Below are 16,267 nucleotides of genomic sequence, written 5' to 3' on the forward strand. Positions count from 1 at the left end.
CTAACTCTTTTTCTGAGTTTATTTATAATTAAATTGCATTAGAATTTAACCTGTAATAATTGTAAACCATTACATTTTTAAACGATCAGTTATTGTTAACCTTTTCCCTGTACTAACTTGCTAATCCGGTGGTACGGGCAATGTTTTCGTAGCATTTATGCGTATGCTTTGGGTATTATTTATTATGATAACCTGAAACCATATGAGCATGATTTCGTATAAAATCTTGGGGCTCTCTTTGTACGGATTAAAAACTAAACCCTAACAACAACCAATTTCAACTAAATCTCAAGTTTTATGCAAATTAAACATTTACTCAACGTATGTTTCTTTGCTGTTTTTCTCTTTTTGATGGAGCCCGCTATGGCCCAGAATAAGGTGATAACAGGTAAAGTAACCGACAAAAAGGATGGCTCCCCTTTAATAGGAGTATCGGTAGTAACTGCTGTAGGTGCACAGGGGGGGACCATTACTTCAACAGATGGTTCTTACAAAATCTCCATTCCTGCAAATGTAACAAGCCTTACGTTCACCTATGTGGGCTATTTAAATGTAACAATGCCAGTGAATGGCCGTACATCAATTGATGTGCAGATGACAGAGGCCAACAGGGCCTTGAACGAAGTTGTGGTAATCGGTTACGGTACTCAAAAAGTTAAGGACGCAACCGGTTCGGTAGCTACTTTAGGTGCTAAAGACTTTAACAAAGGTGTTATCGCTACACCTGAGCAATTACTGCAAGGACGTATAGCCGGTGTTCAGGTAACTCCTTCAAGCGGTGAGCCAGGTGCAGGGGCTACCATTAACATTCGCGGTGCAAGTTCAATCAGGTCGGGTACCAGTCCGCTATATGTTGTGGATGGTGTTCCTCTTGACAATGGCGGTACTTCGGGCGGTTTTGACAGTGGTGCAGGTAGTTCATCGGCCCGTAACCCGCTGGCGTTTATTAACCCTGCCGATATAGAAAATATTTCGGTTTTAAAAGACGCTTCAGCTTCAGCTATTTATGGTTCACGTGGTGCTAATGGTGTAATCTTGATCACTACTAAAAAAGGCAGAAAAGGGCAAGGTATACAATTTGGAGCAAGTACCAGTATAGCAAATGCTGCCAAAAGATATGACTTGCTCGATAAGGCTGCGTTTTTAAAAGGAGTCGCCAGCGTCGGTTCAAATGCAGGACCACTTGCCGATGGAGGGATTGATTATGGTGGTAATACCGATTGGCAAAAAGAAGTTTTCCGTACCGCTGTATCACAAAACTATAACTTAGGTTTTGGCGGAGGAAACAGTACAGGAAGCTACCGGGCTACAGTTGCGTATGACGATCAGCAAGGTATCGTAAAAAGAAGTAACTTGAAACGTCTTACAGCTCGTATTAACGCTTCACAATCGTTTTTCAATCAACGTCTAAAATTTGATCTGCAATCATTGTTTTCAAATGTAAAAGACAGGTTTGCGCCTATTACCAATAACGCAGGTTTTAACGGTAGTTTGATAGGTGCAATGATCCAAACCAATCCTACCATCCCTGTATTTGATTCAGAGGGCAGATATTATGATATCAATGGTTATGAAAATGGTTTCCCGAAAGGCAACAGTTTCAGAAACCCGGTTTCAATGCTTAATCAGATAGATGACACTGATAATATCAACCGGTATCTGAATAACTTAACTATGACCTTAAAGTTAGTTGAAGGTTTATCATACAAAGGCAACTTCGGCGCAGATATATCAAGGGGACAAAGGGAAACTTATTATGACTCGAAAATTGTGGGCTACACCGACGAAGCTAATATTGGCGATTTTAAAGTGCCTTCTGCAACTGGTAACGGTCGCGGTATCCTGATCCACAACAAGCTCACCAATTTAACCACAGAGCATACCCTAAATTATGATAAAAAGTGGACTAACAATAGTGCATTAACAGCATTGGTAGGTTATTCATATCAAACCTTTAAAAACTTCAACAGGGGTAATCTTGCCTGGGGAACACCAACCGCAGGCCAATTTCTGCATGATTTTAACCAGTTTAAAAATCACATGCCTCATGATTTTAGTAATCGTAATGGTTTGGATAGCAGCAGTTATACTTTGCAATCTTATTTCGCGCGTGTACAGTACACATATAAAGACAGATATATTTTAACCGGTACTATCAGGCGCGATGGTTCATCCCGCTTTGGTGATAACAATCATTATGCAAACTTTCCGGCTGCAGCGTTTAAATGGCGTATAAGCCAGGAAAGCTTTGGCCCTAAAGGTATATTTGATGATTTAAGCTTACGTTTAAACTGGGGTAAAACAGGTAACCAGGATTTCCCATCTTATGCTTCCAAACAACTTAGGCAAACTAACTACGCGGGTACTGCCAATTCTGCATTAAATGCCTATAATCCCGATTTGAAATGGGAAACGCAGACTGCATATGGTGCAGGTATTGATTTCTCACTATTTAAAGGCCGCTTAACCGGTACAATTGATTATTATAATAAATCTCAAACAGACATATTGTTTTTTCAAGACATAGCCCAGCCTGCTGCTTTCCCGAGGATCTGGATTAACTTACCTGGCGAGGTTGTAAATAAAGGTATAGAGTTAGGTTTAAACTTTGCCGCTATTGATCATAAGAGTTTTAGCTGGGACGTATCATATAACATGACTACAATTAAAAACCAGGTACAGAATTTCGGCAAGCGCAATATCATTACCGGTAATATTGATGGGCAGGGTTTATCAGGCGCTTATGCCCAGTTCATTGCAGATGGGTACCCGCTTTACTCATTTAACGTACCTAATTATTCAGGACTTGATGCCAATGGTTTTGGTATCTATCCTCAGGGTATCGACGTTGCTTCACCACAAGGCAGCCCGCTGCCTAAATTTGTAGCAAGCTTAACCAATACTTTTTCTTATAAAAACTTCACTTTGAGCTTTTTATTAAATGGTGCAACAGGTTTCTACATATACAACAACACAGCTAATGCATTTTTCTATAAGGGCAACCTTGTTAGCGGTCGTAACGTAACTAAAGATGTAGCTGCGACCAATGAAAATCCGCTCAACTCAGGTGAGGTATCTACCCGCTTTCTTGAAAAAGGTGATTTTATGCGCTTAAGCAACGCTACGTTTGGCTATACAGTACCTTTAAAAGGTAAAGCCATTAAAACTTTACGTGTATCATTAACCGGACAAAATCTGTTCCTGATTACAGGGTACAGTGGTCTTGACCCAGAGGTAAACACAAATAAGGAAAGGAATGGCGTACCTTCACGTGGTATCGATTATACGCCTTATCCAAGCTCACGCACATTTACATTAGGTTTAAATGCAGGTTTTTAAAAATATTAACATGAAAAGAAGAGCATTAATAGCTGCAATAAGTGGGATTATTCTATTAACCGCTGCAGGCTGTGCAAAATTAAAGGAAACACCTTATGGATCCGTATATCTGGATCAAGGTGGTGCCGCAACTCCATCCGATCTTAATGGAGTATACTCGCAATTATTTGGTCAAACTGATCAGGCAAATACATACGCGTTGCAGGAACACTCAACTGACGAAATGATGGGTCCAACCCGTGGTACCGACTGGGGCGATTTTGGCACATGGCGTAAACTCCATACCCATACCTGGACACCGTCGCACAATCAGGTTAGCGATACCTGGGACCAATTGAATATTGGAGTATACCGGGCAAGCCAGGTTATTTCAAGGGCTACTGATAACAAGATCAAAGCAGAAGCAAGCTTTTTAAGGGCCTACTTTATGTTTCAGGTAGTTGACTTATATGGTCAGGCTCCATATCGTGACCCTAATGCACCAAACTCAACTACTCCAATTGTATACAATCGTGCCGACGCTACTGCATTCATTATCAAAGATCTTGAATTTGCTGAAGCCAATCTTACTACTTCTCCAAATATCGGTGTAGCCAGTAAGGCCGCGGTTGACGCGCTGCTTGCTAAAATATACCTTAATAAAGCTGTTTATACCGCGACAACTGTAGGAGGCCCCTTTACTTTTGCCAAAGCCGATATGGATAAGGTAATTGAATATGCCAATAAAGTTACATCGGCTGGATATACATTGGAACCTGCAGGTAAGTATTTCCAGGATTTTGCCTGGGATAATACTGAAAAATCGCATGAAAATATTTTTGGTATCTACAATACACCTACGAATGTCCCGGCATCATCAAAAAACCGCTGGAAAATGGGTTTGCATTATAATCAGACGCCTGATGGATGGAACGGCTTTACCACTTTGGCCGATTTCTATAAATCATTTGAGGCTACAGATGAACGCCGGGGCGTAGATTATCCTGGTTTAACTGATAAAGTTGGCTTACGTGCCGGTTTTGCAATTGGTCAGCAATACGGTCCGGGTCACGTTGCTTTGAAACAAAGGGGCGGCCAGCCGCTAGTGTTTACCGAAAATGTTAACCTTAATTATTCAACGGAAGCTCAAGGTATCAGGGTGTTCAAATATTTCCCTCATCCAAATGCAGATGGAACTGTGACCGATTCTGGAGAAGATAATGACTACGTGATACTACGCTATGCCGATGTGGTGCTTGAAAAAGCCGAAGCCATTCTGCGTGGGGGGACCGACCCACTGGGCCAAACAGCGTTACAGCTTGTTAACTCTGTTCGCGTTCCGCGTGGTGCTACTGCCATGGCAACAGTTGATTTAACTGCCATGCTTGCCGAGAGGGGCCGTGAGCTGTATTGGGAAGGCTGGAGAAGGAACGACTTGATCCGCTTTGAGAAATTTAATGATCCGGTTGACCAGCGCCCGGCAAAAACAGATAAAAGCAAAACTATTTATCCAATTCCTCAACGCGCGGTTGATACCAACCCCAACCTTAAACAAAACGCAGGTTATTAATATTTGAGATTTATTTGATTGAAAGGAACGTAGCGGAAATTTCCGCTACGTTTGTTTTTTCGCAAAGTATATGCAACCAAAAATACCCCTGTTTCTGCTTATCTTAATCCTTACTATTCTTTGCGCCTGTAATGGTGGTGATAAACAAACCCTGTTTACCCGGCAAAATAACGAAGCTATCGGCATCAATTTCGCTAATCAGCTCAATGACCAGGACCGTACCAATGTATTTACTTTTCGTAATTATTATAATGGGGGCGGGGTTGCCATTGGCGATGTCAACAATGATGGCTTAAATGATGTTTATTTAACATCAAACATGGGCGGTAACCAACTTTATATCAATAAAGGGAACTGGAAGTTTGAAAACATAACCGATAAGGCAGGGGTTAAGAGTACTAAATACTGGAGCACAGGCGCTACTATGGTTGATATCAATGGCGATGGCTGGCTTGATATTTACGTTTGCCACAGCGGTAATGCCCGCGGCAGCGAAAAGGGTAATGAACTATTTATTAATCAGCATGATGGTACGTTTAAGGAAGAAGCCCAAAAGTATGGCCTGGTAGATAATGGATTATCCACCCAGGCCATTTTTTTCGACTATGATAATGACGGCGATCTTGATTGCTTTGTACTAAATAATTCTTTCCGACCAATAGAATCATTTGATTTTAGTAAAAACTTACGAGCTGTTGTTGACGAATTGGGTGGCGCGCGCTTGTACCGTAATGATGGCGGCCATTTTACTAACGTAACCAAAGAAGCAGGCATATATTCAAGCGATATAGGCTTTGGTTTGGGTGTTTCTGTGGCTGATATCAATCAGGATGGATACCCTGACATCTATGTCTCCAATGATTTTTTTGAGCGTGATTATCTTTATATCAATCAAAGAAATGGAACTTTTAAAGAGGATATTCAAAATGAAACGGGGCACCTGAGCCTGGCTTCAATGGGATCGGATATTGCCGATATAAATAACGATGGGCAGTATGATATTTTCACTACAGAAATGCTGCCCGAAGGCGATCTGCGGTTGAAAAAAATGACCTCGTTTGAATCGTATGATGTGATCAAAGCCAAGCAGCGCGATGGTTACTATAACCAGTATATGCAAAACTGCCTGCAGGTGCGTAACAACGATGGAACATTCTCTGAAACCGCCTTTTATTCGGGCGTAGCTGCAACCGACTGGAGCTGGGGCGCGCTGATGTTTGATATGGATAATGACGGATGGAAGGACATTTTTGTATCAAACGGGATCTATAAAGACCTAACCGATCAGGATTATATCGAATTTTTAGGCAATCGCGATAACATGGCCAAAATAGCCGAAGGCCGGAAGAAATTTGATTATAAGGATTTTACTGATAAAATGGCTTCATCACCCTTATCTAATTATGCCTATCTTAATAATCACAACCTTACTTTCACCAATAAATCGACTGATTTTGGTTTGGATAAGCCGGGGTTTAGCAATGGATCATCCTATGCAGATCTCGACAATGATGGGGATAATGACCTCATCGTAAATAATGAAAACGCTCCGGTATCTATTTTTAAAAATAATGCCGAAAGAAATGGAAACCACCATATCCAGATAAAATTAAAAGGAACGGGCCTGAATACTTTTGGAATAGGTACTACGGTAAAAGTATTTATGAAGGGCAGTTCGCTGATTTATTATAATCAGCCTACACGTGGTTTCCAAAGTTGCACATCGCCCAATTTACTTACAATAGGTATAGGCAAATACAAATCAATTGATTCGGTACAGGTAATTTGGCCCGGCAATACTTACCAGTTGCTAAAAAACGTAAACGCGGATAAAGTTTACGTAGTTAAGCAAACCGATGCCAATCTGAAATATAACTGGACAAAACCTCCTGTTAAAACAATGTTCGCCGATGTTACCAAATCAATATTTGATAGTATCCCTAAGCATAAGGAGGATGATTTTATCGATTTCGATAACGAGCGCCTGATGCTCCAGATGTTATCGACAGAGAATCCGTACATGGCAACCGGCGATGTTAACGGCGACGGGTTGACTGACTTTTATTTCGGGAGCTCAAAAAATAGCTTTGCGAGCATCTATATCCAACAAAAGGATGGCAGGTTTAAACAAACCATTCCCGAAGATTTTAAAAAGCAGGAATACCTGGAAAATGCCGGGGCTGTTTTTGGTGATTTTGATGGCGATGGCGACCAGGACCTGATAGTAGGAGTAGGGGGCAATGCTGATGAGGCCGAAACTCCGGTTTACAATCCGCGCTTTTTTGTGAACGATGGTAAAGGTAATTTTCACCGCGATCCCGAAAGAACATTGCACGCCGCTGTTAATGCCTCGGTAATTGTCCCGGCGGATTATGACGGCGATGGCAAGCCCGACCTTTTTGTTGGAGGTAGAAGTGTGCCCGGACTTTACGGATGTTCGCCGCAATCATTTGTTTTTCATAACGATGGAAACGGGCATTTTACCGATGTATCAAAATTAGTATTGGGTACCGATACAAAGCTGGGCATGGTAACGGCAGCCCAATGGGCCGATATTGATAACAATGGCTCGCCCGATCTGGTAGTTGCCGGCAACTGGATGGGGATTAAGATCTTCAAAAATAACAAAGGAAAATTTACCGAAGATAAACAACTGGCCAACTACAAAGGCTGGTGGAGCTGCCTTGAAATTGCTGATGTAGATGGCGACGGTACCCTTGATATCATTGGCGGTAACATCGGCCTTAACTCAAAATTTAGGGCTTCGTTTGAGCAGCCTATGGAAATTCATATAAAGGATTTTGATAATAACGGTACCAAAGAGTGTGTAACCTCTATGTATAAAAGCGATGGCGTAAACTATGTTTTTCATATGAAGCCGGATTTAGTGGGTCAGATGCCAATCCTCAAAAAACGTTTTCTGCGCTATATCGACTATGCGGGCAAACCATTTGACGAGGTATTTACTGCCGATATGCTTGAGGGCGCCGAAACCCATCAAATGAACTTCCTGGCATCGGCGGTGTTTTTAAATAAAAACGGAAAGTTTGTGTGTAAACCTTTGCCTACGGATGCCCAGCTCTCTATGATAAGTACTATTTTGTGTGCCGATCTTGATAATACAGGCGTTAAGAAGATCGTATTAGGAGGCAACTTTTACGGCTTTAAACCTGAAGTTGGCCGGCTTGATGCTAATCGCGGCCTTGTTTATCAATACACAAAAAATGGGTTTACTTATTTTCCAGCTGCCAAAACGGGCCTGAATTTAAACGGACAGGTACGCTCATCGGTGGCTATTAAAAATACAGCCGGTAAAAATTATTACCTGTTTGGTATTAATGATGAACCGCTTAAAGCTTATGAATTACGCTAACACCAATTTAATGCTGTTTACCAAATATATTCTTAGATATTTCTTTATACTTTTTTGTATTGGTGTGATGGGCTTGTTTTCCTGTAAGCCTAAAAAGGCAGGTGAAGGTATATTTAAATTACTCCCAGCTAATGAAACAGGGGTTACCTTTATAAACAAGAACATAGTATCCGATTCTGTTAATATTTTAGATTATTTGTATTTCTACAACGGTGCGGGTGTGGCAACTGCCGATTTTAATAACGATGGCCTGCCCGATCTTTATTTTGTATCAAACCAGGGCCCGAACAAACTTTACCTTAACAAAGGCGGGATGAAGTTTGAGGATATTACTGATAGGGCAGGTGTTGCCGGTGCCGGTAACTGGAAGACCGGTGTAACTGTAGTTGATATCAATGGTGATGGATTTAAGGATATCTATGTAAGTGTGGTATCGGGGTATAAAACCTTTAAAGGTAAAAATCAGCTTTACATAAATAACGGTAATTTAACTTTTACCGAAAGTGCAGCTAAATACGGGCTTGATTTTGCCGGCCTTTCTACCCAGGCTTCGTTTTTTGATTATGATAAGGATGGCGACTTGGATATGTTCCTCCTTACTTCATCGGTACACAGTAATGATACTTATGGCGATTCTACCCAACGGTTCAAATATAGTCATGATGCCGGCGATCACCTTTTCAGGAATGACAATGGGCATTTTACAGATGTAACGGCAGGTTCAGGTATTTATTCAGCACCAATTGGTTACGGCTTGGGTGTAAGTGTAGGTGATTTGAATAACGATGGCTGGGACGATCTTTATGTAAGTAATGATTTTTTTGAGCAGGACTATTACTACATCAATCAGCATAACGGCACTTTTAAAGAGCAATTGAAAAGCGCTTTCGGCCATACAAGCCTGTTTTCGATGGGGAATACTATCAGTGATATTAACCAGGATGGCCATTTGGATGTACTTAGCACCGATATGCTTCCCGAAGAAATGAAGGTGTTACGATCAACCATCAATGATGAACCGCTGGATATTTATAACCAGGAAGTTAATGCCGGGTATTACTACCAATACTCAAAAAATTGCCTGCAGTTGAACGTGGGCAATGGTAATAAGTTTGTCGACCTGAGTTTGTACAGCGGGGTTTCGGCTACAGATTGGACATGGTCGCCGCTGGTGCAGGATTTTGATATGGATGGAAAGAAAGACATGTTCTTCTCCAATGGTATCAAACGCCGCCTTAATGATATGGATTATCTGAAATATCTTGGTGACCCCATGGTTATGCAGGCATACAAAGAAAATCGCGTTTTTGATAAAGACAAGATCAATAAAATGCCCGAAGGCGGTGTGCATAATTACCTTTATCATGGTGAAGATAGATTGAAATTTACTGATGTATCTACAGGCAACGATATGCAGCAAGCATCTATATCGGCAGGTTCTGTGGCAGTTGATTTAGATAATGACGGTGATCTTGATATAGTTACCAATAACATGGATGAGCCGGCATATATTTATAATAATGCCACGATAGAGGGCCGCAAAGAAAACAAGCCAAGCTATCTTAAATACGCTGTAAAATACAACCTTTTGAACCGTGACGGCATTGGCACCAAATTTTTCCTTAAATCAAAAGATCATATCGATCACCAGGAAATACAAACCAGTAATGCGTACGAAAGTAATTTGAATAACGAGCTGCTTTTCACATTTGCCCCCGGCGATAAACCGGAATCGTTGTTGGTGGTATGGCCTGATAATAGTTATGAAGTGGTGAAAGACTTCAAGCCCGGTCAGAAAACCATTTTAAGATATAACCCTCAAATAGTTAACGATCGTAAACCAGTAGCTGAGGTTATTGAAGCTTTCATCAGCGATAAGAAGCAGTTTGACAGCAAACCAATACAGGCAAAGCTTTTAGCTAACGTTAAAACTTTCGATACCCCCGATTTTAATTACTATTCACTCTTACCACATACTTATTTGCAGCACACCCCAGCAATTGCCATAGCCGACGCCAATAATGACGGCATTGATGATATTTATATAGGAGGCATTGCCGACGAAGAAAAATACATACTGGCAGGTGATAAATCAGGGGGATTTACCAAAGTAAGCGTGCCATTATTTGATCAATATAAAAATACTGCAGATGAGCAGGCCACATGGGTCGATGTAAATAATGATGGCAAACCCGACTTGATCGTGATTAGCGCTAACCATCCTTTCCTTGAAACGGAGAAATTGGTACAGCCCCGACTATATCTCAACAAAGGCAATTTTCAGTTTGAATATCAGTCTTTACCAAAGCTCAATTATCAGGCATCAAAAATTACGCTATTTGATTTTAACGGAGATGGACTGAACGATATTTTATTTACCAGCGCCGTTTCGTTTAAGGATTATACAGCTACTATCCCTTCTTCAATATTAATTAATAAAGGCAACGGAAAGTTTGAAATAAGTGGCGACAAGCGATATGATCAAATCACGAACCTGCAATATGTCACCAGTATAACAACTGCTGATATCGATCACAATGGCAAGCCCGACTTGCTTATAACAGCCGAGTGGCAGCCGGTTTATATCTTCCTGAATGATGGAAAAAAATTAAATCGTTTTTCATCACCGGTTTTAGATAAGGAAAAAGGCTGGTGGCAGTCGGCTATGATAAGCGATATAGATGGCGACGGCAAGGCTGATCTTATTGCCGGCAATTGGGGTTTGAACAATAAATATAATGTTACTGCCGACCAGCCGCTTTATGCCTATAATACTGATTTGGATAAGGATGGCAAAAACGATTTGATATTATCATATTTTTATAAAGACCTGTATTACCCGTTTCGCCCTAAAAATGATTTGGAACAGGAACTGCCATATTTAAAAAAAGAATGGCTCAGCTATCAAAAAATGGCCGATAAAACTACCGCCGAGGTATTTAAGGACAAACTGGATGATAATGATCGTTTAAGTGTAAATCAGTTCAATAGTATTTTTGTGAGTGATGTATTGCACGCTGCTTCGGTTACCGCGTTGCCATACCTTTATCAGCAGGCCCCCATTAAGTCGATGCTAAAATATGGCAATGGCGATATATTGCTGAATGGAAACTTTTGGGGCGTTGTACCTTATGAAGGGAAGTATGACGCGCTCGGCCTGGCTGGCTTACACTACGACAAACAGCATAAGCAATTTGATGCACCAGCTTATTTAATAAACGGGGCTATCAATCCACAGGAAATCACTTATCTGGCGCCTGTGAAAACAGCAACCAATTTGAATACCTATCTCGTGGTTACCTATGATGGCCGGTTAATGTTATTAAGTAAGTAGTGTAACATCACAATATCGGATAATATATTTTAGTGATCCATTTTGAGGTGTCCTTTTGTGCCAGCCTATCTGTAACAAGTGATTGAAATGGCATGGCCGGGGACACGAGCCTGTGGTCTTTCATGTATATCTTTATTTGTGCCAGGGCGTTGTTAACGGTATTTTGTCCTCCGCGTACATCAGCCACCAATAAATTACCTCCCTTAGGTATGTTGTTTATGCTTGTTTGTTGAAAAGGAGTGATCTTTTTGTTGATTGGAAGCGCAACGTTAACCTGGTATTCGTGTTCATCTGTTTGGATAACGTTAAGCATGGGGAAGTTTGTTTGTTTGGCATCCTGTCCGGCAGCCTGTTGTTGCAGCATTTTAATGATACCATAAGTGGCTTGCAATGAAGGATATTCTGGATAGGTATTAGCTGAAACGAGCAAAACTGTGTCTTTAGCATGGTTTAGGTAGATTCTATAGCCATATGCGTTTCTTTCATCCTCAAGGAAGCGTTTAAGGTTTAGTAAAATTTCCGCAACCTGGTTTTCAGCGTCTCTGGTTTTGAAATAATTTGTTATCCGTGATAAAAATCGGGTATTATTCTTATCAACAGCATCCCATTTAAATTTGAAAGAGCCTTCGGCATCGGCAAAATAACTTATTTCGCCACTAAAGGTCAGGTTATCTTTTTTTAATTTAAGATAGGTACTGCTATTGGTCATTTTATCGATGCTGATCTTTGTACCTTTAAAATTATATTGCCTGTCGCCGGTTTTGGTGCCAGGCCACCATTTATCCCACCCGCTTTCGGTGGTCAGGAATTTTGCAGCAATAACATCGGAAGTATCAATAGAGAGTTCCAGGGCTATAGCAGGTTTTTCGGGGAGTAAAATATAAGCCGTTACAATAACTACGATAATGGTAAGTACAATAAAAAAGATCTTCTTCATTTAGTTTATAAAAAAACGGATACCCGGGGTGATAAATTTAATAATATCAGACGGATTAACAGGTGTATATTGTTACAAAATATCTTGCCTTTTGATTAAATAAAAAAAATGCCCGACCAGGCTAAAAAACTAATGGAAATATGCTGTAGCATACTAAAAAAAGCCTATATTGGCTGTTGATCAATCGAAAAACGAGCGGATTTTTCCCTGTACATCTGCCCGGTTTTTAACCTATTTTATAACTTATGAGATCCTTTTTATTTTGCCTTGCCGGTGTATTATTTTTATTTGCATCCTGTAAAAAGCCCTACTATGAAAAAGTACTCCACGATCCCGAACTTTATCGGGTAACCGTTAAAAAACTTAATGATATTGTACTGGAAAATAACTTTCCGCCGGTAACTGCCTCCCGTAATTATGTATATGCCAATATTGCTGCATACGAAGTCATAGCCTCCGGCGACCCTAAGCATTTTAAGTCGTTATCCGGCCAAATCAAACACCTGCCGGCCGTGCCAAAAGCATCAAAAGATACTGCTGTTGATTACCAGTTTGCTTCATTGCTTGCCTTTTGCACAGTTGGCAACGCGGTAACGTTTCCCGAAGGTAGTATGGATCAGTATGTTGATGAGCTTAAAAAGAAAGCCAAAGATGCAGGCATGCCATCGGTTTTGTTTGAGGGTTCTGTAAACTATGCCAATAAAGTAGCCAAATTTATATTGAAGTGGAGCAAGGGTGACCATTATGCACAAACCCGCTCTGCAAGTAAATATACGGTAAAGCAGCAGGATGGCCGCTGGATCCCCACGCCGCCTATGTATGCCCAGGCACTGGAAGCGCATTGGGGCGAGATCAGGCCGATGGTGCTGGACTCTACGGCCCAATTTATTCCGCCAGATCCACCAGCCTTCAATGTTAAAGACCATAACAGCCCGTTTTATAAGCAGGCGCTTGAGGTAAAACAAATGGTAGACAGCTTAACCAAAGAAGAGAGACACCAGGCTGATTTCTGGGATGATAATGCCTTTAAACTTAATGTAGTTGGCCATGCATCGTTTGCAACCAAAAAGTTTTCGCCCGGGGGGCACTGGATGAATATAACTGCAATAGGTACCCGTAGCAAAAAGTTTGATTTTGGTACTACGGTAAGCGTTTATACCGAAGCTTCAATTGCTTTGTTTGATGGGTTTATCAATTGCTGGTACCTTAAATATCGCTCAAACTACGTTCGCCCCGAGACTATAATTACCAAATACATTGACGCCGATTGGCGTCCTTATATCCAAACGCCGCCGTTCCCTGAGTATAGCAGCGGTCACGCGGTTATTTCATCAGCTGCCGCTGAAGTGCTTACTGACAGAATAGGCGATGATTTTGCCTATACAGATTCGTCGGAAATGGAATTTGGGATCGATCCGCTATCTTTTAAATCATTCCGTGAAGCCGCTAAATCAGCAGCTATGTCAAGGGTAATGGGAGGGATCCACTTTAAAAACGCCTGCATAATAGGTACTAAACAAGGCGCTGAAATTGGGCAACTTGTTGTAAAAAAATTGCAATTAAAGGTTAAGTGATATTTTAGTTATTGTATTTTAAAATATTGATTTTGAATAAGATATTGAATTTATATTTGCTTTTTATTTTGTTGGTTCCTTCGTTATCGGAAGCACAAAGTATTGACCTCTGGAAAATTAAAGCCGACAAAATTGATCCCGCTAATTATTACGGAATCACGGTAGCTAATGGGATGATCGGGATAGTATCAGCACCAGAGCCTTTCAAGGTTAAAAATGTGGTGCTGGCTGGAGCGTATGACCTGTATGGCCGCGGGCGGGTAAGCAATTTCCTGAACAGTTTTAACTTGCTTAATATGTATCTTGAAATTGAAGGTAAGCGCATAGATGCCAAAAACATCAGCAATTTTAAGCAGGAACTGGATATGCAGCACGCCGCGTTCACCACCACGTTTGATTATGCCGATAAAGCAACCATAAAATACACTTACTATTCCCTTCGTCAGTTGCCATTTACGGTGTTGATGGATGTTTCGGTAACGGCAAAACAGGCTATCAACATCACATCAGCCAGTGTAATGGAAGCGCCTGACGCACTTAAAGAGGTTCAGAATTATTATAACGAAATTGACCGCCCGCATGTAACCATTAGCCTGCTTACTTCAACGGCAAAAAGCCCGACAGGCAAAATGCAGCTTTGCGCATCCACTTCATTTTTATTCGGCGAGCCGCATGGGCAGGAACCGCGCATTATTCATGAGATGTGGGATAATAACATGCACCTCATGAAGTTTAGCAAGGCGATAGCTGCCGGGCAAACTTACAATTACGCGGTAACTGGCTCATCCATAACCTCGGCCCACCATGCCGACCCGCTGAATGAAGCCGAGCGCCTCACCATTTTTGCCAAACTGGAAGGTCGCAATAGATTGATCAAATTCCATAACAAGGCCTGGGACGAGCTGTGGACAAGCGATATCCAAATTGAGGGTGATGACCAGTCACAACAGGATATTCACAGCATGTTATACCATTTATACTCGTTCTCAAGGGCAGGCGCAGCATACTCACCGTCACCAATGGGGCTTTCGGGGTTGGGCTATAATGGCCATGTGTTTTGGGATTGTGATGTTTGGATGTATCCTGCCATGCTGGTTTTACATCCCGAGATTGCCAAATCAATGGTTGAATACCGGTTTGAACGATTGGATGCCGCGCGTAAAAATGCGTTTTCGCATGGTTATAAAGGAGCGATGTTTCCCTGGGAAAGTGCTGACAGTGGGGTAGAGGAAACACCGGTATGGGCATTGAGTGGTCCGTTTGAACACCATATTACGGCGTGTGTAGCATTGGCCGCATGGAATTATTACTGCGTAACTCAGGATAAGCAATGGTTAAAAGAAAAAGGCTGGCCGATACTTTCAGCCACTGCCGATTTTTGGGCAAGCAGAGTTGAACGCAATGGACCCGGTCATTACGATATTAAAAACGTAGTTGCTGCAGATGAATGGGCCGAAAACATTGACAATAATGCTTTCACCAATGCCGCAGCAAAAGCTAACTTGTTAAATGCCACCGCCGCTGCCAAAATTTTGGGAGAAAAGGCCGATGCCGATTGGGCAAATGTTGCCCAAAACATCCCGATCCTGAAGCTGGATAATGGCGTTACCCGCGAACACGCAACATATAAGGGTGAAGGGATTAAGCAGGCTGATGTTAACTTGTTAGCTTATCCCCTTAAAACAATAACCGATCCGGCACAAATAAAAAAAGATCTTGAATACTACGAAACCCGGGTACCTAACGAAGGCACTCCCGCCATGACACAGGCTGTTTTTGCTTTGCTATACTCGCGGTTGGGTAATGGAGATAAGGCATTTCACTTTTTTAAGGATGCTTATGAACCCAACCTCAATCCGCCGTTCCGGGTAATTGCCGAAACAAAAGGCGGGACAAACCCTTACTTTGCTACAGGTGCTGGTGGTATTATTCAAAGTTTGCTGATGGGTTTTGGTGGTTTGGATATTACACCAACCGGCATAGTACAAGTTAAAAGCACGTTGCCTGCTAACTGGAAATCACTTAAAATTACCGGCGTTGGGATGGATAAGGCAACTTATACGATAAATAAGTGAACGTCATCCCGAATTTATTTCGGGATCCTACACGCAAGGTCAATATGCAAAGCATAAACTCAACATGTGGGGTGCTGAAACAAGTT

At 41.6% G+C, this 16,267-nt stretch carries 7 protein-coding genes; 6 read left to right on the top strand and 1 reads right to left on the bottom strand.

The features are described 5' to 3' along the window. Positions 1-297: 297 nt before the first annotated feature. From SNE26_RS07055 to SNE26_RS07070, 4 genes are all read left to right on the top strand, one after another. Positions 298-3,339, top strand: coding sequence for a SusC/RagA family TonB-linked outer membrane protein (locus SNE26_RS07055; RefSeq protein WP_321558657.1), 3,042 nt, complete (start codon positions 298-300; stop codon positions 3,337-3,339). A gap of 10 nt (positions 3,340-3,349) precedes the next feature. Continuing rightward, positions 3,350-4,888 (top strand): RagB/SusD family nutrient uptake outer membrane protein, encoded by a 1,539-nt coding sequence (locus SNE26_RS07060; protein WP_321558658.1) that lies wholly within the window; start codon positions 3,350-3,352, stop codon positions 4,886-4,888. Positions 4,889-4,958: 70 nt separating this feature from the next. After that, entirely contained in the window at positions 4,959-8,261 is a 3,303-nt protein-coding gene (locus tag SNE26_RS07065) for a VCBS repeat-containing protein (protein WP_321558659.1), read from the top strand. After that, positions 8,248-11,595: a VCBS repeat-containing protein gene (locus SNE26_RS07070; protein WP_321558660.1), complete on the top strand. Its 3,348-nt coding sequence runs from the start codon at positions 8,248-8,250 to the stop codon at positions 11,593-11,595. The genes SNE26_RS07065 and SNE26_RS07070 overlap by 14 nt, the downstream gene beginning before the upstream one ends. Before the next feature lie 7 nt (positions 11,596-11,602). On the opposite strand, the gene SNE26_RS07075 is transcribed toward SNE26_RS07070, so the two are convergent. Next, entirely contained in the window at positions 11,603-12,532 is a 930-nt protein-coding gene (locus tag SNE26_RS07075; RefSeq protein ID WP_321558661.1) for a hypothetical protein, read from the bottom strand. Between the two features lie 245 nt (positions 12,533-12,777). Between SNE26_RS07075 and SNE26_RS07080 the strand changes: the two genes are divergently transcribed. Beyond that, the gene (locus SNE26_RS07080) at positions 12,778-14,106 is read left to right on the top strand and encodes a vanadium-dependent haloperoxidase (RefSeq protein ID WP_321558662.1); all 1,329 of its coding nucleotides are present in this window, start codon (positions 12,778-12,780) and stop codon (positions 14,104-14,106) included. A 32-nt stretch (positions 14,107-14,138) separates the two neighbouring features. Continuing rightward, positions 14,139-16,181, top strand: coding sequence for a glycoside hydrolase family 65 protein (locus SNE26_RS07085; protein WP_321558663.1), 2,043 nt, complete (start codon positions 14,139-14,141; stop codon positions 16,179-16,181). Positions 16,182-16,267: the final 86 nt, after the last annotated feature.

The organism is Mucilaginibacter sp. cycad4, assembly GCF_034263275.1.
Classification (GTDB): Bacteria; Bacteroidota; Bacteroidia; order Sphingobacteriales; family Sphingobacteriaceae; genus Mucilaginibacter.